Below are 25,730 nucleotides of genomic sequence, written 5' to 3'. Positions count from 1 at the left end.
CTGAGAGCGCCGCATGACGGCTCCCTGGGGGCGCTAAATTCACATAATTCCGATTACAGGGGGCGATACCGGGGGGCGCGTTCCAAACGCAAGAGCGACACCCCCATCGGCCCCCGCACAGCCCGAACGCCCTCGCGCGTCGGTCTTCCGCGCGATCACGCGCCCCCCCATTGAGGACACAGACCAGAGCGGATTGGCGATGATGGCGGGCCAGCGCCAGAAAAGGCAGCCCTGCGAAAGGCAGCGGCATATGGGAGCATCCTGTCGCTTCATCTTTCAAACGCGGCAGGATGGCATATACCTGTGCCTGCGTAGTGTTGCCTGAGCGTTCAGGCTTTGGCTGCCTTCACACGCATATGCCCAGAAGGCCACAGGTTGAAATGAGATTGTTTGATGCCGTCATGGATGGGAAAGCAATCCACCGAAAACAGCAGAGAAAGTAAATGGATACCAGCAGTCTCGATGCTGTCGACATCTGCCATAGGCCGGATGTAGAGGCGCCGGAGGTCAGTGTTGTCATCCCGGCCTATAACCGCGCCGCCACCATCGAAGTTGCGATCCGCTCGGTGCTCGGTCAGACCTATGACAATCTCGAGGTGATCATTGTTGATGACGGCTCGGATGATGAGACCGTGGCGGTTGCGATGGGACTGGACGATCCCCGCATCGGGGTCTTGCGGCACCGGAGCAATGCGGGACCATCCGGCGCGCGCAACACAGGGATCCTGGCCGCGAGCGCCCCGCTGGTCGCGTTTCAAGACAGTGACGACATATGGCTGCCGGAAAAGCTGTCACGGCAGGTGCCTTGCCTGTCTGATCCGTCCGTCGTGGCCAGCTATTGCGGGATGATCATCACCGGGGATCTGGCGGGGCCCGATCCCGTGCTGCGTCTTGCCCCGGCGGGCGGCTATGCGTCCGGGGAGATCACCGAAGCTCTGCTCCAGCGCAGCCTCATCAGCACGCAGACCCTGATCGCGCGCCGAGATGTTCTGCTGGATCTCGGGCTGTTCGATCTGAGTTTTCGCGCGCTGGAAGACTGGGAATTGGCCCTGCGCCTGTCGCAGGTGGGTCAGATACTCCCCGTGCCCGATGCGCTGGTGGTTCAGCGGTTCTCGGACAATTCCCTGACCCATGCCCGGGCCAATTGGGCCTGGGCCCATCGTGACATCTTGCGCAAGCACGAGACCCTGTTGCGCGCCCATCCTCAGGCGGGCGCCTTGCAATGGGGCATTGTTGCCGGGCGCTTCCGCGCGATCGGAGAGCCGCAAGAGGCGCGCGCGGCGGCCCGTATGGCCCTGAAGCTTGGCGGGATGCGTCCGCGCGCGGTCCTGCAATACATCCGGGCGCATCTGGCGTCCTGAACAGCGCTCGGTGCGCCCCTGCCCCGGAAAAGACCCCCGGAAAGGCCCCCGATCTGGGGGGCCTGTGCGCCACCCGAGGCGACAGACCAGCAAGAGAGGCCGGTTCAGCGACGCGCAACCCTGGCGTCAGAGCAGAGCCTCCCGCCGGTCGTTATGCGCCCATTGGCCCCGCCAACAGGTCAGGACGCGGCGGTCTCTGGCGTGTCTTCAGGGGGCGGCGGGGTTTCGCCGGGCTTGTGGCCGGTCTCGGTGATCTTGCCCCAATTGGTGGTCATGATGTTCGAGCGGATCACCCGGGCCGGATTGCCTGCCACAATGGATCTGGGTGGCACGTCCTTTGTGACGATGGCCGCTGCCGCGACCACACTGTGATCCCCAATGGTCACACCGGGCATGATCATGCTGCGGGCCCCGACCTGGCAGTATTTGCCGATCCGCGTATCCGTATGTTTGCCCGCGATATGGTCATGGGACAGAACCACTGCATCAAAGGAAATCGCCGTGCCTTCGGCGACATGGATGCCCCGCGGATAGGTCCGGTCCAGAATGGCCTGCAGAGAGATCAGGGTGAAGGGATGGATGTCCATCTTCCAGACTTTGACAAGATACAGGCGCCGCACCAGCAGGACCAGATCCCGCAAGCGCGTGCGGATGGTTGGCAAAAGACCATAGCGTTTGGCAGCTTCCATGAACGTGTCGGAATGCTTGCCTGTATACTGCAAAGCCATTTTCAGCCCCTCTCTTCGTAAATATTCAACTTTGATTCAGGTATCTGAGACATCTTAACTCCATCCTATATCCGGACGTTTCCGAGCCCTTGATTTTCTGTCGACTTTAACTCGAACCCAAGCTAGCCAATAGGTTGTTACCCACTCCCACACAGGATCGCAAAAGAGTATGGCCAATTCTAGACTAGGTGTTGTGATCGTAACGTTTAACGCCGCTGACGAGATCCTGGATTGCCTGGAAAGCCTGCTCGCGGCCTCGGATGTCCAGCTTGAAATTGTGGTTGTGGATAACGCGTCCGATGACGATACGCTGGCGCGGATCGCGTCCTGGGCCTCGGGCGACAAGGCCTATCTCTGCCCCAAGGACAGCCCCCTGGAAATCACCGCGACGCCCAAGCCGATCACGATCCATGATCCGGACGCGGCCCTCGGGCAAGACGGTCATCACATCACCCTGATCGATACGGGCGTCAATGCGGGCTTTGCCGGAGGGGTCAACCGGGGGCTCGCGCATCTGGCCGCCCGCCCCGAGGTGACGCGTTTCTGGGTTCTGAACCCCGACAGTGTGGTGACCCCGGAAACACCCGGCGCGCTGTCCCGCCACGACACGCCCGCGGATTGGGGCATGATGGCGGCCCGCATTCTCTATTATAACACCCCGGACACCATCCAGAATGATGGCGGCACCATCAACTGGCTCACCGGGGTGACCAGCAACCTGAACCTGTTTTCGAAATTTGCGGATACCGCTGCTCCGGATGGCGAACAGATGCAGTTCATCCCCGGGGCCAGCATGGTTGTCACCCGCCAGTTCTATGATCAGGTCGGGCCGATGGATGAGAGCTATTTCCTCTATTATGAAGAGGTGGATTGGGCGCTCAGACGGGGCGCTCTGCGCCTGGCCATGTGCCCTGAGGCGATTGTGTATCACAAGGCCGGGACCGCGATCGGCTCACCGACCCTGGGTCGGCCGGCCTCATCCTTCTCGCTCTACTTCAAGCATCGTGCACGGCTGCGCTTTATCAAACGCTTCCGCCCGCTCAGTCTGCCAACGGCCTGGGCCTTTACGATCGCCAAGGCCGCACAGCTGGCCCTCAAGGGCTTCCGTCCCGAAGCCATCGCCACGCTGAGAGGTGGGTTTGAACGCCAACCCCCGGCCGATGTGCCCAAAAGACTGGACGCCGCGGCCATGGCCCAGGCCTTTTCCGACGCCCGGCCGAGCTGAACCGCTTCCTTGCAGAAAGTGCCGCCTGGGATCAGGGATCGGCCCTTTCTCCCCCTGCCAGGCCTTTTGCACTGTCAGGGAACGCAGTCCTGCGCTCCCTGGTTCTGGGCGATGATGACCCGGCTCTCTTGGACCTGGGCCGTCATTCCGGCCTTCGGATCCGCGCCGCACCCGGCGTTGTCAGGTGCGACGCGCGGCCCCTAGTCGAGATCGACCCCGTACCAATAGAGCTGGCCCGCGCTTGTCACACTGCCATTGGTCCGGGCGAACAGACCGAAGCTGTCGGCGGTGATCACACTGCTATCTGACGTGGTGATCGTGTTCGTATAGCCCGCAGGCTCGGCGGCGGAGGAAGGCCAGGCTTTTGCCTGAACCGTGTCGCCCGAGATCTCGAAGGCGAAGCGGACATTCTGTTGCGCGCCGATGCCCTGGAGCAGGAACTGCCGCCCCCCGACCCCGTTATTCAGGGTGCCCGCATCCATATCGGTCACCAGGAACACATGATCGCCGCTGAAGAAGAGACCCGTTATCCGCGCGCCCCCGGTGCGAAGCCCGACGAAATACCGGTCCCCGCCGCCCGCAGATGTTCGGAGTTCCCCTGCGACTGTCAGCCTCGAGAAGCCCCCCGAAAGGCGCGCGGCCACATCCGTGTCCGTCAGCTCGTTCAGATTGCCGGTCGTCTTCCAGAAGGCGAGCGCCTTGCCATCCGGTGCGGCCGCATTCGCCACCACCTCGGCGCTCATGGATCCCACGGGAACAAACGCATCGAGTTGCAGCTGGGTATCCCCCAAACCCGCGGCCTCGAAGCTCCGCAAGTAATCGTAATCGGACGCTTGCGTGGCCTCGGTGGGGGTCACGGTCTTGGTGTCACTGGCAGCAGACGCGCCGATCCCGTTGAGGGCCCGCAGCGCGATGCTCGCAGGGGCATCCACCGGCAAGCCCGAGATGGTGAAATCTCCCAGACCTGCTGCATTGGTCCAGGCCCCGCCATCCACACGGTACTCCAGACCGAGGATCGGCGCCCCATTGGCATTCGGCAGGCTCTGGATCGTGACGAGGATGTCACCGCCATTGGCAAGATCCTGGGCAGACCAATCCGCCACCGCAAAGCTCTCGGGGCTGGCTGCCGACGCGGCGGCCGTTTCTGATACGGCGACGTCATACCAGTAGAGCTGCCCGGCCGTTGCCGCAGTGCCATTGGTGCGCGCGAAGAGGCCAAAGCTGTCCACGGTGATATCGCTGTTATCCGAGGTGGTGATCTCGACCCAATCCACCGGCTCGCTGCCCGAGAGGGGCCAGGCCTTGCCGCGGATCGTATCGCCGGTGATCTCCAGCTTGAACGCAATATCCTGCTGCGGCCCGCTGTTCTGGAACAGGAACGGGCGTGCGCCGACCCCATAATCCAGGGTTCCGGCGTCCAGATCCGTCACCAGGAACACATGATCGCCGCTGAAAAAGAGACCCGTCATCCGGGTTGCGCCTTTCCGAGAGCCGATGAAGTACCGGTCACTTCCCGAGGAGGACGTTCTGAACGCCCCTTCGACCGTGAGTGTCGTGAACCCGGGCGAGATCGCCTCGGTCACCGCCGTATCGGTCAGCTCGTTGAGATTGCCCGATGTCTTGTAGAAAGCCAGCGCCTGCCCGCCCGGGGCCGCTGCATTCGCCATGACCTCGGCCAGCATGGAGCCAACCGGCGCGAAATCGTCGAGCGCGGTCTGGTCGTCCCCGAGTGTCGCGCTCCCAAAGGCGCGGAGGAACCCGGTCAGGGCCGCCGTGCCTGTCGGGGTGGCGCTCTTGGTATCGCTCGCCGACCCGGCTCCGGTTGCGTTGACCACACGAAGCTGGAGATCGATCTCCGTATCCACCGCGAGACCTGTCAGGGTGAAATCCCCGACCCCGCCCGCGTCGGTCCATGCCCCGCCGTCGATGCGGTACTCCAGGGTCGTGAGGGGCGCGCCGTTTGTTTTCGGGAGGCGTGCAATCGCGATATCGACCCCTCCGCCATTGGCCGCATCCGTGGCCGTCCAGTCCGCTGCCGCGAAAGCATCCGGCGCCGAGGCGGTTTGAGATCCCGCAACCGCCCCAGAGGTGACGCTGAGGGACGGCAGGGTCCACTGGCCGCCCACCTGCACACCGTGCACCGGAATACCAAGACCGAGAATATCAGGCGCCCAGGTCTCATAGACCTCGCCTTGCGTGATCCGGATCTCCTCGGCTGCCGTGTCTGCGGTGTTGATCGTCAGGTTGCTGACCTTGGAAACTGTCGCGCCCGGGGACCATGTACCGCTGTCTTTCACAAGCCAGACGCTGTTGCCGTGAAGCTCCGCCACAAACCCGTTCGGGTCGTTATCCACGCGCCAGCCCGCCAGATCGCTCGGCTCGATCGCATACATGGAGCCCCCATTGATCGGGGTCAGGGGGACAATGAGGAATGTGCCATCCGCACTCAACTCGGCCGTGCCGGTGATATAGGGGTTTTGCGAGGTATCGAGCCCCAGGGCCCGCGCCAGCGTGACCCCCAGACGGGCGCCAAAGCGGATATTGCCGGGGCCTTCCGGTTCCGGGTGGCCATTGTCGAGCCTGTTGCCCAACCATTCGAGCTGGAAGTCCACAATCGGCGGACCAACGGGCAGGCCATAGGCATTTGCCACCGCGATCTCGCTCGCCCGCATGTCGCCCAGGCTGTATTTGTGCCGCGTTGCCGGGTGCTGGGCGAAGACATAACCGGGCTCCAGAACATCCGCGAGGGTGTGGTCCACCTGCGCCGCATAGGGGCTCTGGGCGATCCAGTCCGTGTCGCCAATGAGGATCCGGTAAGGAGCCTCTGCATCGTTAGAGAAATCCCCGCTGTCTTCCGAGGGCCACATCTGCACAACTGCCGTGTAGTCGCCGCCATAGGCGTCCACGCGTTCCTGCATGTCTGCCCATGTCCGCCCGGGACGGCTGTCATCAACCAGATCCAGCGTGCCTTGGCCGGGGATCGCCTCACGCACAAGCATCAGCGGCGTGTCCGGGTCGAAGGCGCGGAACTGGTCGACCATCGCCTGCAGACCGCCGCCTGCGGTGTTGGTATCGATCAGACCAAAGATCGGGGCCGCATCCTGGTTGTCATAGTAAGACGCCGTCCCGGGATGCTGCATATCATGCAGGCTGAGCGCCTGACGCAGCATGATCACCACCTGGGACTGACCCAGCAGCAGCACTTTATAGCCCACGCCCCATTTGGTCGTATCTTCCCAGACCGTATCGGGGTCGCTGGCATAGCGCATCTGCACCTTGTTCCAGCCCGTAGACTTCGGAACAGAGACTGTTCCAGACACAGCGCCGCCGAAGACGGTCCCCAGAGGCGTCCAGCCAACCTGCTCGGTATCGCCCTCTTGCGACACCACGCGGACCTCCAGGGTCTGGCCATTGGCGCCAGAGGCGGCCGTCGCGGCCAGCTCGACCTCTGCGCTCTGTGTGTCGCCGATCAACCCGACCACCAGACCGTCCGAGAAGGGCCCCGGAGCGGCCACGCCGGGCGTCATGGCACGCAGCAATGTCGCTTCCGGAAGATCGGTGGAGATCGCGGTGACCATCACCGAGCGCTCTAGTGTCGAGAGATTGCCCGCGGCATTTCTGGCGATGACGCGCCAGGTCAGCCGGCCCGGCTCGGTGGTGACATAGGTCGCCGTTCCGTCGGTCTGGGTCGTGAGCGCCCCGGTCACATTGGCATCGTCGAGGAACAGCCGCGTCTGCTCAAAGCTCGCCCCCGGGGCCAACACGCCGGCTTGCAATGTCACGATATCGCCCAGCTCGACCAGATCCGGTATGATCGCCGGCGGCTCCACGAAGGGCGAAGCCATGGACGGATCTGAAGCATTTGTGTTGTCCATTGACGATATCGAGAATGGATTGGCGAGGTTGATCTGCATCTGGTACGACCTGGTCGGGGCGGAGACAGACCAGGCTGTCCCCGCTGTTGCGGAGGAAGCTGCAGCCATGTCTGACACAGGCACCACATGCATGGCCCCGGGACTGCCTGAAAGAACAGGCCATAGTGATTGCTCAGTTTGGTTAGCGTCACGATAAGCAAGCGCACGGTCGTTTGCGATTTGCGCATCGCGGCCAAGCTCCCCCGCGGAGCCGAGCGTCCCGCCCAGAAGGCTCATCAGCAGAACAGGGATGAACCAGTGCCCCAGGGTCAGGTTTCCACGGCAAGGGCGCCATCTCGCCATATAAAATTCACAAGATGCAACAGGATAGAGCAGATCGAGTAAGACGCGCATATTTATGAGGTGCCCAGAGCACAGTGTTAACAAAATGTAGCAGATTCCTGCCCGCCTCGTCTCCAACCCAAGGCGCCGCTTGCCTACAAGCCAAATGTCTTAAAAAAAGACGTGTTTTTTATAAGGCAGCCCCCCTTTGGACAGAATCCAGCCTAAGAAAAGCGTCTCTCTGAACGCATTCAGCCGGGTGATGCTAGTGCTTTTGCATGCCGTGTTGGTTTGGTGTGCAGCGCTGCCGACAAATGCGAACCAGGAAGAACACCTAATGCACACTGCACTCTATACGGCACGTGATGGCTTTGACTCCGAGACCATTGTCGTGGCGTCCGACGAAGCACTCACCCAAGCACTCACCAAACTGTCTGAAGGCAATGGCGGGACCATCCTACTGGATGGCAATGCCGGGCCCTACATGATCTCAGCCACCAAAGTCGGGAGCGCCGAGAGTCCGATCCTCATCAAACCACTGGATGAGGACACACCCCCCGAAGTGCTGCAGGTGTTTGTCCAGCAAGCCTCCCACATCACCATCACGGGCATGGACATCAATAGCGGGGAATATGGCGAGACCAGACCAAGCTGGCTCTCTGATGTGAATGTCAGCAGCTCCGACATGATCGAGATCGTGGGCAACACGATGGAAAGCGATGCGGGCGGGTTTCTGACGAAAACCAATGGTGTCGAGATCGGCGAGAACGCCGTCTCCCTGCGCGACAGCACCAACATCACCTTCAGCCACAACACGATGACGGACTACAATAACGGGATCGTCTATCGTGAGGTCAAAGGCCTCGATATCAGCCATAACGACATCTCGGGCATCCAGTCCGACGGCATGCGGGGTGGCGGGATCCAGGATGTGGTGATCTCCCATAACAACATGCATGACTTCCACGGATCTTCCCAGGATGTGAACCATACGGACATGATCCAGATCTGGGGCACCAATGCGAAGCTGCTCACCTCGAATGTGGTCATCAGCCACAATCTGCTCGATGCGGGCAACGGCGCGGCCTCTCAGGGCATCTTCATCCGCAACGAGGAGTTCAGCACCCAAGGGTATTATCAGGACATCGAGATCCACGATAACGTGATCTATAGCGGCATGCCCCAGGGCATCGGGCTCTCGGATACCCAGGGCGCCGAAATCTACAACAACACCCTGTTGTGGAATACCGGCGCCACCACCCAGAGCAATACGAACAGCCCCGAGATCTCCAGCGCGCCCAAAATCATCGTCACGAACCTGCCCGAAGCGCAAATCTCGAAGAATGTGACCGGGTCAATCTCGATCAATGACAAGGCCTATAAGGGCAACAACTATCTGGTGAACTACACCGATCCCGCCTCCGAGACCTTTGTCGGGAACCATGTGCTGAACCTCTCGGGCCTCGGGGACGGCACTCTTGCCGATCTGCAATTCCTGCCCAACAGCCCCCTATACGGGACCTATGGCGCGGCCATGAGCACCGAGACCCTGGTCAGCAGCGACGACGAATCCGTCCTGATCTATCAGTATGATCTGGTCGGGAACCGGCTGGGTGTGGGCGTCTCGGCGGAATACAGCGTCGTCGGCGGCCAAAGGGTCGATCCGGACACGACCGAGATCACATGGATCTTCAGCGACAACACCGTGCGCATGGGTCTGGTTGCGGAACATACCTTCAATGATCCCGGCATCCACAGTGTGACCCTGCGCCTGAAGACGGCCGATGGGCAAATCCATGAAAGCACCCGCCTGGTCGAGGTCCTCTCCACCGAGAACCTGTCCCTGGTGTTTGGTCCCGGCGGTGTTTCGGACAGCTCGCATTGGGAGTCGGATCTCGTCGTCTCCGGCGCCGTCAATAACGGCATTGTCGGAACCGAGAATGGCTATGGTTTCCGACTGGATGGCAGCAGCCGCCTCGCAGTGACCCGGGAGAATGATCAGATCTTCAATCTGGACACGTTCCAGATCGATCTGGGCTTCACCATGGATGGAGGCTCCGCCGCAGGGACGCTTCTGGCCCTGAGCGGCGCCTTCAGCATCACCGTCAATGCCGATGGCAGCCTGAGCGCCGTGGTGGTCACCGATGAAGGCACCTTCAAGATGGCCACGGCCCGGGGCCAGATCGAGGCCGGGGTGTCCCATGATATCAGCCTGAATTTCGATGGGCTGGCCGAGACCATGTCTTTGTCCGTCGATGGCACGGTTCTGGCACAAACCACCGCGACCGGCACCACCCCGCCCCTGGGTCATCACTCCATGACGCTGGGCGGCGCCAGCTGGAGCAAGAGCGCCAAGGGGGTTGTCGACAGCTTTGAAATGACGGTTCCGCCCTCCATCGTCTATGACGACACACTGCCCGGAGAAAATCCGGCTGGTCCGACGGACGAGGTCCAGGAGCCGGATGTGGTGCCGATCTCGGAGGAAATCGACGAGAGCGAGGGCCAGGAGCAGACGGATGCGGATCTGATCCCCATCCTCATGCTGCAAAGCGGGGCCTGGGATATCGACACGCTCTGGGCCTGGCTGACCGAGAACAATCTCGTCACATCCGATGACAATCAGAGCCTTCTGATTGGCGAGGACCAGACCGCCGCCACCGAGAGCACGCTTCTGAGCGAGCCTGCGGATATGGCGCTGTAACGCGCCAGACCGGGTCCCGCACTCTGCGGGATCCGGTTCGGCCCGCCCGGGTCGTCAGACTTGCAGCGCCAGCTCGTGCAGGAATAACTCGTCCCGCAGGGCGAAGGCTTCCAGCTTCCGAATGCCCGCATCGCTCTCGAACCGATCCGTCAGGATCGGCCAACGGCGATCCTGCAAGGCTCCTTCCGAGACCCGGTGAAACTTGTCTGTCACCGAGACACCGAGACCGCGCTCCGCCAGATCCCGCTCCAGCGCCCCGAGATCCCGGATCGAATAAATCCGGTTCAGACGCGGGACATTGGCCAGAGCGGCTGCAACGGCACTGTCCTCATCCATGGCTTGCACCGCATCCCAGCCCAGCATGCGCCGCGTGGCGAAATAGCTGGTGTAGAAATTGTCGTAATGGGCCCGGATGAAGGCCTGCCATTCCGCATCGCCCCCGAAGAAATACTCCTCCGTCGAGACGGTCAGGATCCGGCGCAACCCGCGCAGATGGGGGGGGCTGGGCTGTTCCAGCACTTCATCGGCCCGCTCCTGGGCACGCTTGAGCACATAAAGGTAATAGGAGGCCAGCCGCTCGAACGGATCGCGCAACACCGTGAAGGCAAAACGGGCCTCGGGCAGGGCCTCGAGATCAACCCAGTCCAGATGCCCGGAATAGAGACTGTATCCCGGTGGCATCTGTGCCGGTCCCGGCGCTGCCTGACTGTGCAACCGGACCGGCGAGATCTCCTCCGGCTTGGCAAGACCGGTCAGCGCCTCATGGATGGTCTGCCCCGCGGTTTTGGGAATATGCAAAAAGACCAGGGGGCATTCGGGGCTGAGCGTCATTTGGAAATCGCGACACCTTCACTTGCAGCGCTCTCCTCGACCGGGGCCTGCGTCGCGGGACCGTCCGCAGAGGGCGCCTCCGGACGCATGACATCGGCGATCGTGGCCTGCACGATCTCCGCCAGATCCGCGGATGGGTCGAAATGGATCAGATGGCCATTCTCGGCCCGCGCGACGGCCGTGCCCTGTGCGCCGAGATGAAAGGCAAAGACCGGGAGCCCCGTGGCCAGTGCCTCATGGGTGGTATAGGAAAACGTCTCGGGCCAGATCGAAGGGATCAGCCAACAGGTCACACCGTATTTCGCGACCAGCTGATCAAGCTCCGCGATCCGGTAGGTCCCATGGACGGGCGCGCTGGCTGGCAACCCATAGGCCGGGTCGATATTGCCGATCAGCACCAGCCCGATCTCTGCTTTGGCATCGTTGGCCGTATCGGTCTCGGCCCCAGGCTCCGCTGCAGCTGCGCCGTTGGAGGGCGCGCCAGCGCGTTCCAGACGCCGGGCGAGATCCTGAACGACCTGCGCCCCTTTCTGGAAACCGATATTGCCGAGCACACCGACCACCGGACGGGCATCTGGCGGAGCGGCTGGCAGTTCCGGCACCGCCGTCAGCAGATCATGGGGTTGCACCTGGATGGTGCTGGCCACCGCCGGATAGACCTGCAGCACATGATCCCGGCTGTCCGCAGAAAAGACCGTCACCTGATCGGCCGCCTCCAGAAGCCCGCCCCAGGCCGCGCGCCACCCGGACAGGTCCACGCGGCTGCCATCGGGCCGGACAATCTGATGGGCCGGATCCTCGGTCCCGAGCTCTGGCAGACCGCGATAAGCGCCATCACTGTCCAACAGGCAGTAGGACGGGCTGAGCGCAAAGAAGTCGTGAAACAGGATCTCGATCTCGTCGGGCAGGCCCTCCACAAGGGCCGGATCCCGGCGCAAGGTCAGCAGACATTCCGGCAGCCCCACCGGATCCAGATCCCCGACCCCGCAGGAATAGACAATGCGCCGCGCGCCGAGGGGCGCCAGAAGCGCCTGCACAAACTCAAAGGCATCCGTCCCGCCAGAGACCCGCCCGGTCTTGGTGATCACCTCGACCTGCCAGCGTCGCGGCCCGCCAACGCGCAGGATCACCGCGCCCTTTGTCAGGGGCAGCTCGGCCTCGATGCGGGTCTCCAGATGGTCATCCGCGCCCCCGCCCAGGGAATGGGCGAGATAGATCGGCACGGCAACCTCCGCCACCCGGGCCCGCTCGGCCAACAGGGCAATCGCCAAAGCGACCCGCGGAGTGATCAACGGGTCCGCCTTGATGAAGCTCTGCACCTCCCGGTCGTAATTCGGATAGCGATGGGACACGATCTGATTGTTGTTCAGCACCAGCTTGATCTTTTCGGCCGAGCCGAAGCTTTCACCGCCGCGATGCTCCACATAAAGCCCGGGCAGGCCCAGATGCCGCCCACCAAGCGCCCGGACCTTCTGGCACCAGTCGACCTCTTCTCCGTAGCCGCGCCCGAAAATGGGATCGAGCGTGGGCATCTTGCGCAGCCAGTCGATATGCATGGCCATGCAAAACCCGACCCCGGTCGGTGCCACGGACAAGGTGGCCTCGGGATGGAAGGTCTGCGCCACACGGTCCACCGCATCCGCCTCCCCCGGGTCCAGCACACTGCGCACACACATCACCGGGGCCGAGAAGATTTCCGCGTCATTCGACATGGGGGTGACCGTGGCCACATCCTCATGCTGGATCATCGGGCGGATCAAGCGGCTGGCCCAGTTCTCGGGCACAAGCGCGTCGGAATTCAGCAGGACCACGTGATCGCCCCGCTCCAGTGCTGCGGCAAAGCCCCGGTTCACACTGCCGATAAAGCCGCGATTGGTCTCGTTCTCCAGCAGGGTGACCCGCCCGGGATGGGCGGCATTCTGGGCCGCAGCCCAGTCCCGCAGCCAGGGCCGAACCTCCGGATCCGTGGAGCAGTCCTCGATCACCACCGCATGCCAGGGCACATCCGTATGGGTGGCCACCCGCTCCAATGCTGCCTGGGTCAGCTCAAAGGCGTTATAGACCGGCATGATGACCGTGATCGGGACATCCGTGGGATAGGTGACCGCATCCCCTTCGACAAAGGTAAAGAGCGCGGTCTCCATCGGGCCGGCTTCCGGCACGGCTTCGAGCCCCAGGCGCCGCTTGATCTGATCCCGGCGGATGGGGTCACGGTGCAGCGCATAGCCCAGAATGGTGGGCACCAGCCCGGTCAGCACCCCGAGAAACTTTCTGCGCAAACGCGCCCGGGCCCGACCGATCCCCTCCAGGGTCAGGGTCGCCACCGGTTGCGGTGTCTGCGCGACCCCATGGGCGTGGATCTGCAGTTGGAAAGGAAAAGCATGGAGCGGCGCATCCAGCATGAACCCGGTATAGCGGTTCAGACCGAGCGCATTGGCCACATCCTCCCGCGGGATATGCGGCCGACGGCTGTCTTCTCCGCCCTCCCAGAACAGGGTGACTCGATCTGCCGTGCTCCAGCCCAGCACATGAACCCGGTTGCCCCGCACCTCGACCCGATCCACATGCCCCATGGGGATCTCGCCCCCGGCTGGATCCAGGGGAAAGCCCGGGCAATCCAGGGTCAGATGCCGGTCTGCGTAACGATGGAACAACCCTCGGAGGCGATTGAACACAGGTAAAATCCCGTCTTATTCGTGATCGAAAAAATCGCCATATACCGCTCAGGCGTCCTTCGTACCATGCGGTGTACCCGGCAGGTTCCAAGCTGTCCATGAGCGAGCCTGCCGCAACGCGGCATTTTCTTAACAGAGGCGCTCCGAGAGGCGGATCTGTCCCTAAACCCGACGAAAGACCCGCGCCGCGGTCCGCCAGATCAGCGCCAGATCGAAACAGACCGAGCGGTGGGTCGCATAGATCAGATCGAGGCGCGCCTTGCGCGGCACGCAGGCCCGGGCATAGACCGCATCGGTCTCGGTGGCATCGGCGCAACCCGCGAGCAACCACTCCTCATGGGCGTGATAGACCAGCGTCGCGAGCCCCGTCACCCCGGGGCGGCTTTGCAGGACCTGGGCATAGGTTTCGGGAAATCGCTCCACATATTCCCGCAAGGGCGGGCGCGGGCCGACAAAGCTCAGATCCCCGCGCAGGATGTTCCAGAGCTGGGGCAGCTCATCGAGCCGGGTGCGCCGCAACCAGCGCCCCGCCGGGGTGATCCGCGCCGCCTTGTCACCGCCGGACACCCCGCTGTCGCGCACAGCCACGGTCATGGTGCGGAACTTCCACAGGGTGAAGCCCCGCTCCGGCGTGGTCATCCGCTCGGAGGCATAGAAAACCGGCGCGCCCTGGGTGATCCGCAGCCACAGCGCCAGCCCCGCGATCACCGGGCCCAGCACCAGCGCCAGCACGAGTGCCAGGGCGATATCGAAAATCCGCTTGCCCGGGCTCATGACATGGCCTCCCGATGAGCGGCTTGATCCGCGCGCCATTCCGCCACGATCCGCGGTGCGGTCCCGGTCTCCGGCGACAAGGGCACCAGCCCCGCCAGTCGCGCTGTGTCCAACACCACCTCCGGCAGGGCCGTCTCGGGCGCCGGGCGAGCCTGCCACCCGATCCCGGCTGCCTCCAGCAGATCTCCCATGGCGACCCCCGGCCCGGGTCCACTCAGGTTCAGAACCGGCGGCAAAGGGGCCTCCGCCGCCCGGATCACCAGCTGAAACAGGGTCTCTGCAAGGGTTTTCGGCCCGAGATAGCTGCGCAGCGGGGTGCAGCCATCGGCGAACCGGTCCAGTGTCACCGCCACCCCCGGATGGGCCCCGGACAAAAGCGCATCCGCCCCGGCCACATTGCCGATCCGCAGGGCAGAGGCCCCGGGCAGCCCGGCCAGAGCCGCCTCAGCCGCCTGTTTGGCCCGGCCATACTCGCTCACAGGGGCCAGCGGATCCGCCTCGTGGCAGCGCGCCCGCGCGCCGTAAACCGCTGCCGAAGACGCCCAGAGAAGCGGTTTGCCCCCGGCCACCCGCACCCCATGGGCCACCGCCCGCGCCAGGGGTGGGATGGCGGCAAAACTCTCGACCACGCGCCCGGGCCCCGGCACCGGCCCGGCGAGATCCAGCACCACATCCACCGCAGCACAGGCCTCGGCCAGGGCCAGCGGATCCGTGCGGGGGTCAAACATGACCCAAGCGCCCGCGCCGGGATCATGCCCCTGCCGGGCCTGCCAAAGCGGCTCTAAACCGGGCGCATCCCAGTGACGGCGCAGCATTCCGCCCAACCGCCCGGTCGCGCCCAGAACCAGCACCCGCACCATGATCCGCCCTCCCCCATAGTTCAGCCCGGCGGCTCTGACGCCACCGGGCCCAACTTAAGTCTGTAAATATCCCCGCCGGAGGCGCCTGCCCCCACCACGGGCGCACCGCAGGGCCCCATACCCCGCGCCAGAACCCCGCCTAGTTCAGCAGATCGGCCAGGTATTCCCCGTAGTTGTTCTTGCGGAACTTGTCGGCCCGGGCCTGCAGCTCGGCGGCCGTGATCCAGCCTTGCTCATAGGCGATCTCATCGGGGCTGCCGGTCTGCAGCCCTTGCCGCCGCTCCAGGGTGCGTACGAAATTCCCCGCATCGAGCAGGCTGCCATGGGTCCCGGTATCAAGCCAGGCATAGCCCCGCCCCATGCGTTTGACGTTCAAAATCCCCTCACCGAGATACATCTCCAGCAGGGTGGTGATCTCCAGTTCGCCCCGGTCGCTGGGCGTGACCGCCCGGGCGCGCTCCGGTGCAGAGCCATCGAGGAAATAGAGCCCCGTCACCGCGTAATTCGAGGGCGGCACTTCGGGTTTCTCGATGATCTGCTTGACGGACCCGGCCTCGTCAAAGGCCACAACCCCGTAGCGTTCCGGATCGGCCACGTGATAGCCGAAGACGGTCCCGCCCTCATCGGAGGTATCGGCCATCAGATCCGGCAGGCCATGGCCAAAGAAGATATTGTCGCCCAGCACCATGGCCGAGGGCGCCCCGGCCAGGAACTCCTCGGCCAGGATATAGGCCTGGGCCAGACCATCGGGCGAGGGCTGCACGATATAGGTGAAGCTCACGCCCCATTGGCTGCCATCGCCCAGGGTGCGCTGGAACTGCTCCTGATCCTGCGGCGTGGTGATGATCGCGATCTCGCGGATCCCCGCCAGCATCAGCACGCTGATCGGGTAATAGATCATCGGCTTGTCATAGATCGGCAGAAGCTGCTTCGACACCCCGATCGTGATCGGGTAGAGCCGCGTGCCGGAGCCCCCGGCCAGAATGATGCCTTTGCGTTGTGTCATGGAAAAAACAGCCTCTTCATAAGGGAAAACATCAGCCCGCCTTGGGCGGGAAGAGCATATCCTCCGCCCGGCACAAGCGTGCATAGAGATCGATATCCTCGGCATAGAGCCGCGCAACACGCGCCACCAGCGCCTCATCATAGAGCGCGCGATGGGCGGGCACCTTGCCCTGCCGTTTCATGGCTGCCAGCCGGTGGATCGGCGCATCGGCAAACTCGCCATCCTCCTGAGCCAGATGGCTCGTGCCATGCCTGGTCAGGGGGCGGGCATCGGCCACGGCGATGCCGCGGGCGGCCAGAGCCTCCACCGCCGTGCCGAACTGCTCAAGCGCGAAGACATCATCATAGGTCTCATAGACCAGAAAATCGCTCTGGGGTTGCCAGTGGATGTTCTTGGTCAGGGCCTTGTACTTGCCCAGAGTCGTGACGAACTGCCGGAAACTGGTCTTTTCCGGGTCAAGCTTGTCCCCGGTGAGCCGGTGCAGCCCCCAGAAATCCGGATAGCGCCCGACGATCTTGTCGAGAAAAACCGAGGCCAGCCGGGCATAGGGGCAGCGCAGCACCACGAAGGTGTAGGGCGCAGTCACCAGCTCCCGCAGGGAGGCCCGGAAGGTGCCGTTATTGGGATGGATCCAGGCCCAGTCTTCGGGGCCCGCAATGCAGCCATTGGCCAGGGCCAGACTGTAGCGCAGGGTCGAGCAGGCATTCTTGGGAATGAAGCTATAGACCGCGCCCGTGGGGTAATGGACCAGCGCCTGGGTCGCCGCCGTCACATGGGGCCCGTTCTTGGCCAGGGTGACAAGCTGGCCCCGCGCATGGCGCAAGAGACGGGGGGAGACCCCGGGATCACCGGGGGCCGTCATGGGCCGGGCTCCAGGACCCGAGGACAATGCTCCGGCGCGCAGGTCATGGCTGGGGCGTCACCCCGAGATCGGAGAGGATCGCGCTCAGGCTCTCGGCCCAGTCGGGTCGGGCAATGCCGAAGCTGGTCTCGAGGCTGGTGCAGTCCATACGCGAATTGAAGGGCCGCTTGGCCGGGGTCGGATAGGCCGCCGAGGGGATATCGGTGACCGCGCAGTCAAGCCCCGCCTGGCCAAAGATCTCCCGGGCGAAATCGGCCCAGCTCACATCCGGACTGCCCGAGAAGTGATAGGTCCCGGATTTGCCCGGATCGGCGATCAGCTGCTCGGCGATGGCCAGACAGGCCGCCGCGATATCACCCGCCGCAGTGGGCCCGCCCACCTGATCGGCGACGATGGTCAGGCTCTCACGCTCGGCCCCGAGCCGCAGCATGGTCTTGACGAAATTATTGCCATGGGCCGAAACCACCCAGGAGGTGCGCAGGATCGCATGGGTCCCGTCCGCGGCCCGCACGGCCTCTTCGCCTGCCAGTTTCGACCGGCCATAGGCGCCAAGCGGGGCCACCGGCGCATCGGGCGCAAAAGGTGCTGTGCCCGCGCCGTCGAAGACGTAATCGGTCGAGATATGGACGAAGGGCACGCCGAGCTCGGCCGCCGCTTCGGCCATGGCCCCGGGGGCCGCCCCATTGATGGTGGTGGCGAGGGCTTCCTCTTCCTCGGCCTTGTCCACGGCCGTATAGGCGGCCGCATTGATCACCACCGAGGGGTTGGCCGCGCGCAAGGCTGCCGCACAGGCCGCCGGATCCGACAGATCCGCCGCCCCGCGCCCGAGATAGACCGCCTCCGGGGCGCGTGCCGCCAATTCCCGGGCCACCTGCCCGGTCTCTCCGAATACCAGTATCGTCATGAATTCACCTTTTTCAGAGCCGCATCCACGGGCTGGCTCGGACGCACCAGCCGCAGGGCCGGCTTTTCCACCAGATGCCAGGAGAGCACGGCGCAAATCAGGGTCAGGGGGAAGGCCACCGCCATATTGCTGAGCGGCGTGACGGCTCCCATGGAGGCCGCGAGCTGCTGCAGCGGGAAGGCGTAGATATAGATCCCGTAGGAGTAATCTCCGAGCCGGTTATAGGCCAGCAGGGACGGCATCTGGGCCAGCCCCAGCCAGAGCACCCCATAGGACAGGGCGAGCACGAAGAGCACCTCCGCGACCGGGCTGCCATGGGCCAGCACCGCCAGCACCACCAGCCCCAGGGCAAGGCTCCAATGCATCGGAACATGGACGCGCCAGACATAGAGCGCTGTGCCGATCGCAAAGGGCAGCGCCAGTTTTGCAAGGGCCACCAGCTTGCCATGGACGGGCAAATGCGGGGTCACGACACAGGCCATCACCACCAGGCAGAAGGCCAGAGCAAAGAGCCGCGGTTTGCGCAGCAGCCCTAAAAGCCCGGCCAGGAACACCCCGCCATAGCAGACCACCTCGTAAAACAGCGTCCAGAGGGAGCCGTTGATCGGCGGCCCGTAAGGCACGGTCTCGAAGACACCCGGCAGATCATAGTCGAGGCTGACAAGGGTCAGGTTGCGGATCAGGTAGCCCGGCACATCGGCCCAATAGACCCCCGCAGGCGCGGTGGTCAGAAACAGCCCGGCAAAGACGACCGTCAGCACCAGCACCGTGATCAGCGCCGGAAAGAGGCGCAGGGCGCGCGCTTCGAGGAACCGGGTATGGCTGTGCCCCCGATCAAAGCTCTTGGCGATGAAGAAGCCGGAGATTGCGAAGAAGACATAGACGCAAACGGTGCCCAGGGTCTTGCCCAGAAGCAGAAAGAGCGGTTGCACGGCCTCGGGGCCCAGGGCGATCGGATAGGCGTGGGAAATGAGCACGCCCGAGGCGGCGCACATCCGGATCAGGTTGAAATGGTTGTCCCGGCCGCGGGAGCGCGCCTCCAGCCGGGGGGCATCGCGCAGACTGATCATCAGAGCGTCTCCTGGATTGGGGGCTCAGAAGGCCTGGGCTTGGGTTTGGGGGGCAGCGGCTGCTCGGTCCGGGGCCGCTCCAGGGGCAGGCTCGCCGGATCATAGCCGAAGCGGGAGAAATCCTCGGCATAAAGCTCGGCGATCATCTCGCGATCCGCCGGGGTCACGGTGACCGGGGCGGGTTGGCTGCCACGCTTGGCCATGAGACCACCATGGGTGTTGATCACCGGCATCTCCCGGGGGGCCAGTTCCTCCCCCTGCAGGCGGTCGAGCCAGGTGACGACCGGGGCGAGCCCCTCCTCGAGCCGGAAGACATCCGTGCCCTCGGGGACAAAGGCGCTCATGGGCAGGAGGTGATTGTCAAAGGCATGGGGGTCCGCCCCGCCCTTGGCGCGCAGATCTTCGAGCCAGGCGCTGAGCCGGGTTTCGGGGGGGATCCGCTGCTCCCAGTCGCGCTGGAAGCGGAACACGCTGACCAGACGCGGCACCGGGTGGCGCAGCACGGTGAAGCGGGCGGCGAAGTATTTCACCGGGATCAACCGCTCCAGATCCGCGGCGGTCACATGCTGGGGCGAGGTCACGGTCCAGCGCGGACCGGGATCGCGGTAGTGGAACTGATCGCGGAAGGCGAGCGCGCCAAAGCGGCGCTGGAGATAAGCCTCCACCGAGGTGCCCGCGCATTTCGGCACATGGGCGAAATAGATCAGCTGCTGACGCAGGCGGAAGAACGGCACCGCCCCGCCCCCCTCAGGCCTTTACACCCAACCGGGCGCCGACACCGTCGCGATCCTGCAGGGCGCGCCACCAGGCCTCATTGGCCAGATACCATTCCACGGTCTTGCGCAGACCCTGTTCCACGGTGACCGAGGGGCGCCAGCCGAGCTCGGTGGCGATCCGGGTCGGGTCGATCGCATAGCGCGCGTCATGGCCCGGACGGTCGGTGACAAAGGTGATCTGCTCGGCATAAGGCGCTGGCCCCGGGCGCAGCTCGTCGAGGATCTCGCAGAGCGTCTGCACGAGCTCGAGATTGGTGCGCTCATTCTCGCCGCCGATATTATAGGACCGGCCCAGCTCGCCCTTCTGCACCACGGTCAGCAGGGCATCCGCATGGTCTTCCACATAGAGCCAGTCGCGCACATTGGAGCCATCGCCATAGATCGGCAGGGGCTCACCCGCCAGGGCCTTGAGGATGATCACCGGGATCAGCTTTTCCGGGAAATGGAAGGGGCCGTAATTGTTCGAGCAATTGGTCATCACCACCGGCAGCCCGTAGGTCTCGTGCCAGGCGCGCACCAGGTGGTCCGACGCGGCCTTGGAGGCCGAATAGGGGCTGCGCGGATCGTAGGGTGTTTCTTCGGTGAACTGGCCCGTGGCCCCCAGAGAGCCGAACACCTCATCCGTCGAGATATGGTGGAAGCGGAAATCCTCGGGCTTGCCCTGCCCCGTCCAATAGCTGCGCGCAGCCTCCAGCAGCTGATAGGTGCCGGTGATATTGGTCTCGATGAAATCCCCCGGCCCGTCGATCGAGCGGTCCACATGGGATTCCGCGGCCAGATGCATCACCGCATCGGGCTTGTGGGTCTCGAAGACCCGGTCAAGCTCGGCCCGATCGCGGATATCCACCTGCTCGAACACATAGCCCGGCGCGTTCGAGACGCTGGCCACATTGTCGAGACAGGCCGCATAGGTCAGCGCATCGAGATTGACCACGCTATGGCCATCACGGATCGCCTGCCGCACCACCGCGGAGCCAATGAAGCCCGCGCCGCCGGTTACCAGAAGTTTCATACCTTATCCCTCGTACTCAAACGGGCTGTCAAAATCGGCGAGCGCCGGGGCGGCCGCATCCTTGGGCGAGATCATCGGATCCCCGTCAAAGGCCCAGTCGATGCCGCAACTGTCCCAATGAACCGCGCCATCGCAGTCGGGCGCATAATAATCAGAACACTTGTAAACAATCTCTGTATCGGGCTCGCGTGTGACAAACCCATGGAGGAATCCCGCCGGCACCAGAAGCTGGCGGCCATTCTCGAAGCTCAGCTCGGTGCCGAACCACTGGCCATAGCTGGGCGAGCCCTTGCGGATATCCACCGCCACATCGAACAGGCGCCCGCGCCCGCAACGCACCAGCTTGTCCTGAGCATGGGGGGGTGACTGAAAGTGCAGGCCGCGCACCGTCCCCACCTGCGCGGACATGGAGTGGTTGTCCTGCACGAAATCCAGAGTGATGCCGTGATCGGCCAGAACCCGCCGAGAGTAGCTTTCGGAAAAGAACCCACGGTCATCCCCGAACCGGGCCGGGGTCAGGATTTTCACACCGGGCAAGGGGGTGTCTTCGATTTTCACCGGGAACCTCGTAAAATAGTGACTTTAAAACAGAGGACTACCCTCCGGTCGCGGCAGAATATACCAATCGCCCCAAAGGGAGTCACTGCGACGGCACGCGAAACGCCCCGGTTCTCGCGATATGCCGCAGTTGCACAACAGGTCCGGGGCCCGCGGTTCAGGCGGGCTAGCTCTCCTGCCCCATCCGCGCGCGCACAAAGCCCAGAAACGCCTTGTCGGCACTGCGCAGGCGCGGGCGGCCCGAGCTCGCCCAATAGGCGCGCCATTCGGCCTCCAGCGCATAGACATCCCAGCCGGGCGCCAGGGCGCGGGCCTCGTCGAGGGTCTCACCGGCCAGGGGTGGCAGGGTTGGGCCCGCCTCCTCCACCAGCCCACCGCGCAGGGAGAAGGCGATCTTGTCCCCGGGCAGCTCGGCCATCTCGTAATCCGGCAGATGATCGGCGGCGATCATGTCCCGCAGCATCTTGCGGAACACCCGGCGTGGGCTGGCCGAACCGGACTTCTTCAACAGGAGATCCACCGAGGCCACCCAGCGCGCCTGCCGCCCGCAATGCTTGCGCGCCAGCTCGTAGATCCGCCGCTCCAGCGGTTTGCGCAGGCGAAAGTAATCCCGGCTCAGCGTCAGGACCGACTTCGACACCACCGCCCGAAAGAGCCATTCCGAGAGCGTCACACTGACCGAGACCATGCGCCCGCCGCGGGCCTTGCGCACGATCTCCCAGCTCTCGATCAGGCCAAAGCCCCGGGTCACTTCCTGACCGCCGGTCTCCATATTGGTGGTGATCCGTGTCCCCGCCAGCCGCTCGAACGCCTCGCGCAACCGCCGATAGGCATCGCCCGAGGTCTCGCGATTGGTCGCCACCAACAGATCATGGGCCTTGATCTGGAGCGTGCGGCTCACCGCCTGCCCCGCATTCAGCGCCGCCATGAGCTGGCTGATACAGAAGATCAGGATGTCCTTGTCATGGATCGTGGCCAGCCCCTTGACGCTGGGCGTCACCTCGATCTCCACCCCGTTATGGGCATAGCTCAGCACCCGGCGATCCGGCCGCGTGGCCAGCGAGAACACCGGATGCTCCATGGTCGCCAGATCATCCTTGGGGATCGCGTCAAAGATATCGCAGACGAAGAAATCCGCCTGCGCATATCGGTCCGGCGCGAGCCCCCTGCGGGAGGGGCTGCGAGAGGCTGTCAGGTCTGATGTCACTGCTCGACTCAGATTTATCGTGGTTTTATTGACGCCACGCTAGGGTTATCCACAGCGCCGCGCAACCGCTGGCATCGGGGGTTCGGAGTCGGGCGAGCGTGGGATCAGAGTCGCTTTATCGGGGGTTCAGAGTCGGGCAGAGCAAAATCAGGATCAAAAAAGCCTGCAAATAAAAGGGCTTCTCAAAAACGACCAATCGCTTAACACATATATAACACGACTCTAACAGGCAGAAAAAATCTCTCCGCCTCGAGATCAGGCTCCTGTAAGGGCAGGAACCCCCCGGATTTGCTAAGAAAAGAGCAGGGAAGATCGGCTTTTCCTTCCATGTGCGGTGTTTTTGAGTATATTTAGGAAAACACAACACATGAGGCGGTTTTCATGGCCAAAGACCTCGCAGAGCAGCAGCCCCCCTATTTCAATATCGACCCCGATATTGCCTTGTCCGAGCTTGGGCCTCCGACAGACAGCGCAGGCTTTGCCGCCATCGCCGAGGCTTGCGCCCGGGGCCGTTCGGACCTCGCCTCCCGCGGGCTCAATGAGGCGGGCCAGAAAGAGCTGCGCCTCTTCTCCACCTGGGAGATCACCAAATACCTGATCCCGGTTGCCCAGGCCCATTTCCGGCGCGTGCTGAAGCAGAACCCGGACCTGCCCCAGGGGCGCAGCGAAACGGCGGGCGGCGCGAAATGGTTCACCCTCGACGAGGTCCTGCGCCTGCGGGCCTTCTTTGCCGAGGGGGGATCCAAGGCCAAGGAGTACCGCCCCTACCGCCCCGAAGGCCTGCCCGCGAAACTCGTGGCCGTTGCCAATTTCAAGGGCGGGGTCGGCAAGACCTCCACTTGCGCCCATCTCGCCATGTCCGCAGCTCTCGATGGCTACAAGGTGCTGGTTCTCGATCTCGACAGTCAGGGCTCCATGACCTCGATCTTCGGCGGGCAGGTGGCCGATGAATGGGCGACGGTCTTTCCCCTGCTCGCCCGGCATTACGGTCGGCATCTGCGGGCCGAGAACCAGCGCAGGCTCGACCGCAACGAGGCGCCCATCCCGCTGGATGAGACCTTGGGCGATGCGCTGGAGGTCACGGCCCAGAGCCTGATCCAGCCCACTCATTGGCCGAATATCGACCTGATCGGCGCCCAGCTGAACCTTTACTGGGCCGAGTTCCAGATCCCCGTCTGGCGGATGCAGGCGCGCTCCTGGAAGCTCTGGGATGCGCTGACCGAAAGCCTTGAGGCGGACGGGATCCTCGACGCCTATGACCTCGTCTTCATCGACACGCCCCCGGCCCTTGGCTACCTGACGATCAACGGGCTCGCGGCCTCGGACATCCTGCTCGTGCCCATGGGCGCGTCTTTCCTGGAGTTCGACAGCACGGGCCGCTTCTTCGACATGCTCCACTCCACCTTCCACTCCATAGAGGAGGGGGAAAACATGGCTGCCCGCGCCCTTGGCCGCGAGGAGCTGGCCTTTGAATGGGACGCGGTCCGCGCCGTGGTGACCCGCTATGACGGGGCCCAGCAGGCTGAGCTGGCCGGGCTGATGCAGGCCTATCTCGGGCGCACGCTCAGCCCCCACCGGCAGGATTTCACCGCCCTGATCGGACAGGCCGGGGAACAGGTCTCTGGCATCTACGAGGCCGATTACCGGGATTTCAACCGCGAGACCTATGTGCGGGGCCGGGAGACCTTTGACGCGACCTATGCGGCTTTCAAGCGGCTCCTGCTGGGGGTCTGGCGGCGCGATGAGCTCGCCGCCAAGGAGGACGCCGCGTGACCCGTATAGGCTCTAAACGCAGGTTTAGGCCCTGTTTAGGGTCGTGCGAGACACGTCCCCTGTCCCTCTCTTCTTGCCCCTGAGCCCGCTTTACGGAGGACATCATGGCCAAACGCAAACGCCTCACCCCCGCCCAGCCCGGCTATTTGGAGACCAGTGGCCCGAGCCTGTCTCCGGGCTTTGCCGCCCCTGCCCCATCTGAGCCCACGCCGTCGGCTTCGGCGATCCCACCCATTGCCCAGGTCGCGCGGGACAGCGCGGCCTCGGCGGCTTTGGCTGAGGTCACCGCCGAGCTGGAGAATGCCCGGGCCGAAGGGCGGTTGATCCAGGCCTTGCCCCTGGCGGCGATCCAGCGAGATCATCTGGTGCGGGACCGCCTGATCGTCGAGGCGGATGAGATGGCCGTCCTCAAGGAAAGCCTGCGCAGCCGCGGCCAGCAAACCCCGATCGAAGTGGTGGATCTGGGCGCGGGGCAGTTCGGGCTGATCTCCGGCTGGCGGCGCGTCACAGCCCTCGGGGAACTCCATGCGGAAACCGGGGAGGATCGCTTCGCCCGTGTCCAGGCGCTTCTGCGGACGCCGGAGACCGCCGAGGCGGCCTATACCGCCATGGTCGAGGAGAACGAGATCCGCGTGGGTCTCAGCCCCTATGAGCGCGCACGTATCGTGGCCAAGGCCGTGGAGCAGGGCGTTTTCCCGACCCATAAACGCGCGTTGCAGGGCCTGTTTGCAGCTGCCTCCCGGGCCAAGCGATCCAAGATCGGATCCTTCCTGACCGTGGTCGCGGCCCTGGATGGGGTGCTGCGTTTTCCCGGCAGTCTGACCGAACGTCTGGGCCTGCGCCTCTCCAAGGCTCTGGAGGCAGATCCCGAGCTGGCCCGAACCCTGCGGACACGCCTGCGCAAGACGCCTGCCGAAGATGCTGCGGCCGAGGCGGCCCTGCTCGAAGCGGCCCTCAGCGCGTCTGTCGCAGCACCCAAGGGACGAGCGCAGAGCAGCCCCAAGCCCCCTGCCCCGTCGCGCAGCGCTTCGGGTGCAGAGGAAATCCGGCCAGGGCTCTATCTGCGTTCGGGTGGCACCGATCACGCTGCGACCCTGACCTTGTCCGGCCCCCAGGTGACACCGGAATTGCGCGCGGCCCTGACCGCCTGGCTGCGGGATCAGAGCCAGCCCTAGAAACGCCCTATGTTCCCCGCGAAACGTTTCGCACGC

General features: G+C 64.0%; 19 protein-coding genes. 5 read left to right on the top strand and 14 right to left on the bottom strand.

Features of this window, described 5'->3' with window-relative positions; translation table 11 throughout:
• Positions 1 to 443: 443 nt before the first annotated feature.
• Positions 444 to 1,361, top strand: coding sequence for a glycosyltransferase family 2 protein (locus ACP153_RS21690; RefSeq protein WP_424973105.1), 918 nt, complete (start codon positions 444 to 446; stop codon positions 1,359 to 1,361).
• A gap of 179 nt (positions 1,362 to 1,540) precedes the next feature.
• On the opposite strand, the gene ACP153_RS21685 is transcribed toward ACP153_RS21690, so the two are convergent.
• On the bottom strand, positions 1,541 to 2,089 hold the full coding sequence (locus ACP153_RS21685) for an acyltransferase (protein ID WP_424973104.1): 549 nt from the start codon (positions 2,087 to 2,089) through the stop codon (positions 1,541 to 1,543).
• Between the two features lie 193 nt (positions 2,090 to 2,282).
• On the opposite strand from ACP153_RS21685, the gene ACP153_RS21680 reads away from it, so the two are divergent.
• Positions 2,283 to 3,314, top strand: coding sequence for a glycosyltransferase family 2 protein (locus tag ACP153_RS21680; RefSeq protein WP_424973103.1), 1,032 nt, complete (start codon positions 2,283 to 2,285; stop codon positions 3,312 to 3,314).
• Positions 3,315 to 3,514: 200 nt separating this feature from the next.
• Here ACP153_RS21680 and ACP153_RS21675 read toward each other — a convergent pair whose 3' ends face one another.
• Positions 3,515 to 7,159: a hypothetical protein gene (locus tag ACP153_RS21675; protein ID WP_424973102.1), complete on the bottom strand. Its 3,645-nt coding sequence runs from the start codon at positions 7,157 to 7,159 to the stop codon at positions 3,515 to 3,517.
• 688 nt (positions 7,160 to 7,847) lie between these two features.
• Between ACP153_RS21675 and ACP153_RS21670 the strand changes: the two genes are divergently transcribed.
• The gene (locus tag ACP153_RS21670; RefSeq protein ID WP_424973101.1) at positions 7,848 to 10,211 is read left to right on the top strand and encodes a right-handed parallel beta-helix repeat-containing protein; all 2,364 of its coding nucleotides are present in this window, start codon (positions 7,848 to 7,850) and stop codon (positions 10,209 to 10,211) included.
• 54 nt (positions 10,212 to 10,265) lie between these two features.
• Here the strand turns inward: ACP153_RS21670 and ACP153_RS21665 are convergent, their stop codons facing one another.
• The 12 genes from ACP153_RS21665 to ACP153_RS21610 all read right to left on the bottom strand — a co-directional run bounded on the left by ACP153_RS21665 (position 10,266) and on the right by ACP153_RS21610 (position 22,734).
• On the bottom strand, positions 10,266 to 11,042 hold the full coding sequence (locus ACP153_RS21665; RefSeq protein ID WP_424973100.1) for a sulfotransferase family 2 domain-containing protein: 777 nt from the start codon (positions 11,040 to 11,042) through the stop codon (positions 10,266 to 10,268).
• Positions 11,039 to 13,696 carry a glycosyltransferase gene (locus ACP153_RS21660; protein WP_424973099.1) on the bottom strand — a complete coding sequence of 886 codons (2,658 nt, stop codon included), beginning with the start codon at positions 13,694 to 13,696 and terminating at the stop codon, positions 11,039 to 11,041. Before ACP153_RS21660 ends, ACP153_RS21665 begins: the two co-directional genes overlap by 4 nt.
• A 183-nt stretch (positions 13,697 to 13,879) precedes the next feature.
• On the bottom strand, positions 13,880 to 14,491 hold the full coding sequence (locus ACP153_RS21655) for a sugar transferase (protein ID WP_424973098.1): 612 nt from the start codon (positions 14,489 to 14,491) through the stop codon (positions 13,880 to 13,882).
• Positions 14,488 to 15,351 (bottom strand): NAD-dependent epimerase/dehydratase family protein, encoded by an 864-nt coding sequence (locus tag ACP153_RS21650; RefSeq protein WP_424973097.1) that lies wholly within the window; start codon positions 15,349 to 15,351, stop codon positions 14,488 to 14,490. The genes ACP153_RS21655 and ACP153_RS21650 overlap by 4 nt, the downstream gene beginning before the upstream one ends.
• Positions 15,352 to 15,490: 139 nt before the next feature.
• A complete protein-coding gene (gene rfbA / locus ACP153_RS21645; RefSeq protein ID WP_424973096.1) occupies positions 15,491 to 16,357 on the bottom strand; it encodes a glucose-1-phosphate thymidylyltransferase RfbA in 867 nt (288 codons plus the stop codon).
• A 31-nt stretch (positions 16,358 to 16,388) separates the two neighbouring features.
• Positions 16,389 to 17,219, bottom strand: a complete 831-nt coding sequence (locus ACP153_RS21640; RefSeq protein ID WP_424973095.1) for a sulfotransferase family 2 domain-containing protein — start codon at positions 17,217 to 17,219, stop codon at positions 16,389 to 16,391.
• Between the two features lie 43 nt (positions 17,220 to 17,262).
• Entirely contained in the window at positions 17,263 to 18,123 is an 861-nt protein-coding gene (gene rfbD, locus ACP153_RS21635; protein WP_424973094.1) for a dTDP-4-dehydrorhamnose reductase, read from the bottom strand.
• Positions 18,120 to 19,193: an acyltransferase family protein gene (locus tag ACP153_RS21630; RefSeq protein ID WP_424973093.1), complete on the bottom strand. Its 1,074-nt coding sequence runs from the start codon at positions 19,191 to 19,193 to the stop codon at positions 18,120 to 18,122. Before ACP153_RS21630 ends, rfbD begins: the two co-directional genes overlap by 4 nt.
• The gene (locus ACP153_RS21625) at positions 19,193 to 19,927 is read right to left on the bottom strand and encodes a sulfotransferase family 2 domain-containing protein (RefSeq protein ID WP_424973092.1); all 735 of its coding nucleotides are present in this window, start codon (positions 19,925 to 19,927) and stop codon (positions 19,193 to 19,195) included. Before ACP153_RS21625 ends, ACP153_RS21630 begins: the two co-directional genes overlap by 1 nt.
• A 13-nt stretch (positions 19,928 to 19,940) precedes the next feature.
• Complete coding sequence (rfbB, locus tag ACP153_RS21620) at positions 19,941 to 20,981, bottom strand: dTDP-glucose 4,6-dehydratase (RefSeq protein WP_424973091.1); 1,041 nt, start codon at positions 20,979 to 20,981, stop codon at positions 19,941 to 19,943.
• 3 nt (positions 20,982 to 20,984) lie between these two features.
• Entirely contained in the window at positions 20,985 to 21,539 is a 555-nt protein-coding gene (gene rfbC, locus ACP153_RS21615; RefSeq protein ID WP_424973090.1) for a dTDP-4-dehydrorhamnose 3,5-epimerase, read from the bottom strand.
• A 166-nt stretch (positions 21,540 to 21,705) separates the two neighbouring features.
• The gene (locus tag ACP153_RS21610) at positions 21,706 to 22,734 is read right to left on the bottom strand and encodes a replication initiator protein A (protein ID WP_424973107.1); all 1,029 of its coding nucleotides are present in this window, start codon (positions 22,732 to 22,734) and stop codon (positions 21,706 to 21,708) included.
• Positions 22,735 to 23,127: 393 nt separating this feature from the next.
• Between ACP153_RS21610 and ACP153_RS21605 the strand changes: the two genes are divergently transcribed.
• Both ACP153_RS21605 and ACP153_RS21600 read left to right on the top strand, forming a co-directional pair.
• Positions 23,128 to 24,519, top strand: coding sequence for an AAA family ATPase (locus tag ACP153_RS21605; RefSeq protein WP_424973089.1), 1,392 nt, complete (start codon positions 23,128 to 23,130; stop codon positions 24,517 to 24,519).
• A 104-nt stretch (positions 24,520 to 24,623) separates the two neighbouring features.
• Positions 24,624 to 25,694 carry a ParB/RepB/Spo0J family partition protein gene (locus ACP153_RS21600; protein WP_424973088.1) on the top strand — a complete coding sequence of 357 codons (1,071 nt, stop codon included), beginning with the start codon at positions 24,624 to 24,626 and terminating at the stop codon, positions 25,692 to 25,694.
• Positions 25,695 to 25,730 lie beyond the last annotated feature (36 nt).

It is taken from the genome of Dinoroseobacter sp. S76 (genome assembly GCF_049801095.1).
Classification (GTDB): Bacteria; Pseudomonadota; Alphaproteobacteria; order Rhodobacterales; family Rhodobacteraceae; genus Dinoroseobacter.
The sequence above is the reverse complement of the archived record's forward strand: the minus strand, read 5'-3'. Positions and strand labels throughout refer to the sequence as shown.

Coding starts and splice junctions, on each gene's coding strand:
- ACP153_RS21690 (WP_424973105.1), top strand. CDS start 444: ATGGATACCAGCAGTCTCGATGCTGTCGACATCTGCCATAGGCCGGAT.
- ACP153_RS21685 (WP_424973104.1), bottom strand. CDS start 2,089: ATGGCTTTGCAGTATACAGGCAAGCATTCCGACACGTTCATGGAAGCT.
- ACP153_RS21675 (WP_424973102.1), bottom strand. CDS start 7,159: ATGGCTTCGCCCTTCGTGGAGCCGCCGGCGATCATACCGGATCTGGTC.
- ACP153_RS21670 (WP_424973101.1), top strand. CDS start 7,848: ATGCACACTGCACTCTATACGGCACGTGATGGCTTTGACTCCGAGACC.
- ACP153_RS21665 (WP_424973100.1), bottom strand. CDS start 11,042: ATGACGCTCAGCCCCGAATGCCCCCTGGTCTTTTTGCATATTCCCAAA.
- ACP153_RS21655 (WP_424973098.1), bottom strand. CDS start 14,491: ATGAGCCCGGGCAAGCGGATTTTCGATATCGCCCTGGCACTCGTGCTG.
- ACP153_RS21650 (WP_424973097.1), bottom strand. CDS start 15,351: ATGGTGCGGGTGCTGGTTCTGGGCGCGACCGGGCGGTTGGGCGGAATG.
- rfbA (WP_424973096.1), bottom strand. CDS start 16,357: ATGACACAACGCAAAGGCATCATTCTGGCCGGGGGCTCCGGCACGCGG.
- ACP153_RS21640 (WP_424973095.1), bottom strand. CDS start 17,219: ATGACGGCCCCCGGTGATCCCGGGGTCTCCCCCCGTCTCTTGCGCCAT.
- rfbD (WP_424973094.1), bottom strand. CDS start 18,123: ATGACGATACTGGTATTCGGAGAGACCGGGCAGGTGGCCCGGGAATTG.
- ACP153_RS21630 (WP_424973093.1), bottom strand. CDS start 19,193: ATGATCAGTCTGCGCGATGCCCCCCGGCTGGAGGCGCGCTCCCGCGGC.
- rfbB (WP_424973091.1), bottom strand. CDS start 20,981: ATGAAACTTCTGGTAACCGGCGGCGCGGGCTTCATTGGCTCCGCGGTG.
- ACP153_RS21605 (WP_424973089.1), top strand. CDS start 23,128: ATGGCCAAAGACCTCGCAGAGCAGCAGCCCCCCTATTTCAATATCGAC.
- ACP153_RS21600 (WP_424973088.1), top strand. CDS start 24,624: ATGGCCAAACGCAAACGCCTCACCCCCGCCCAGCCCGGCTATTTGGAG.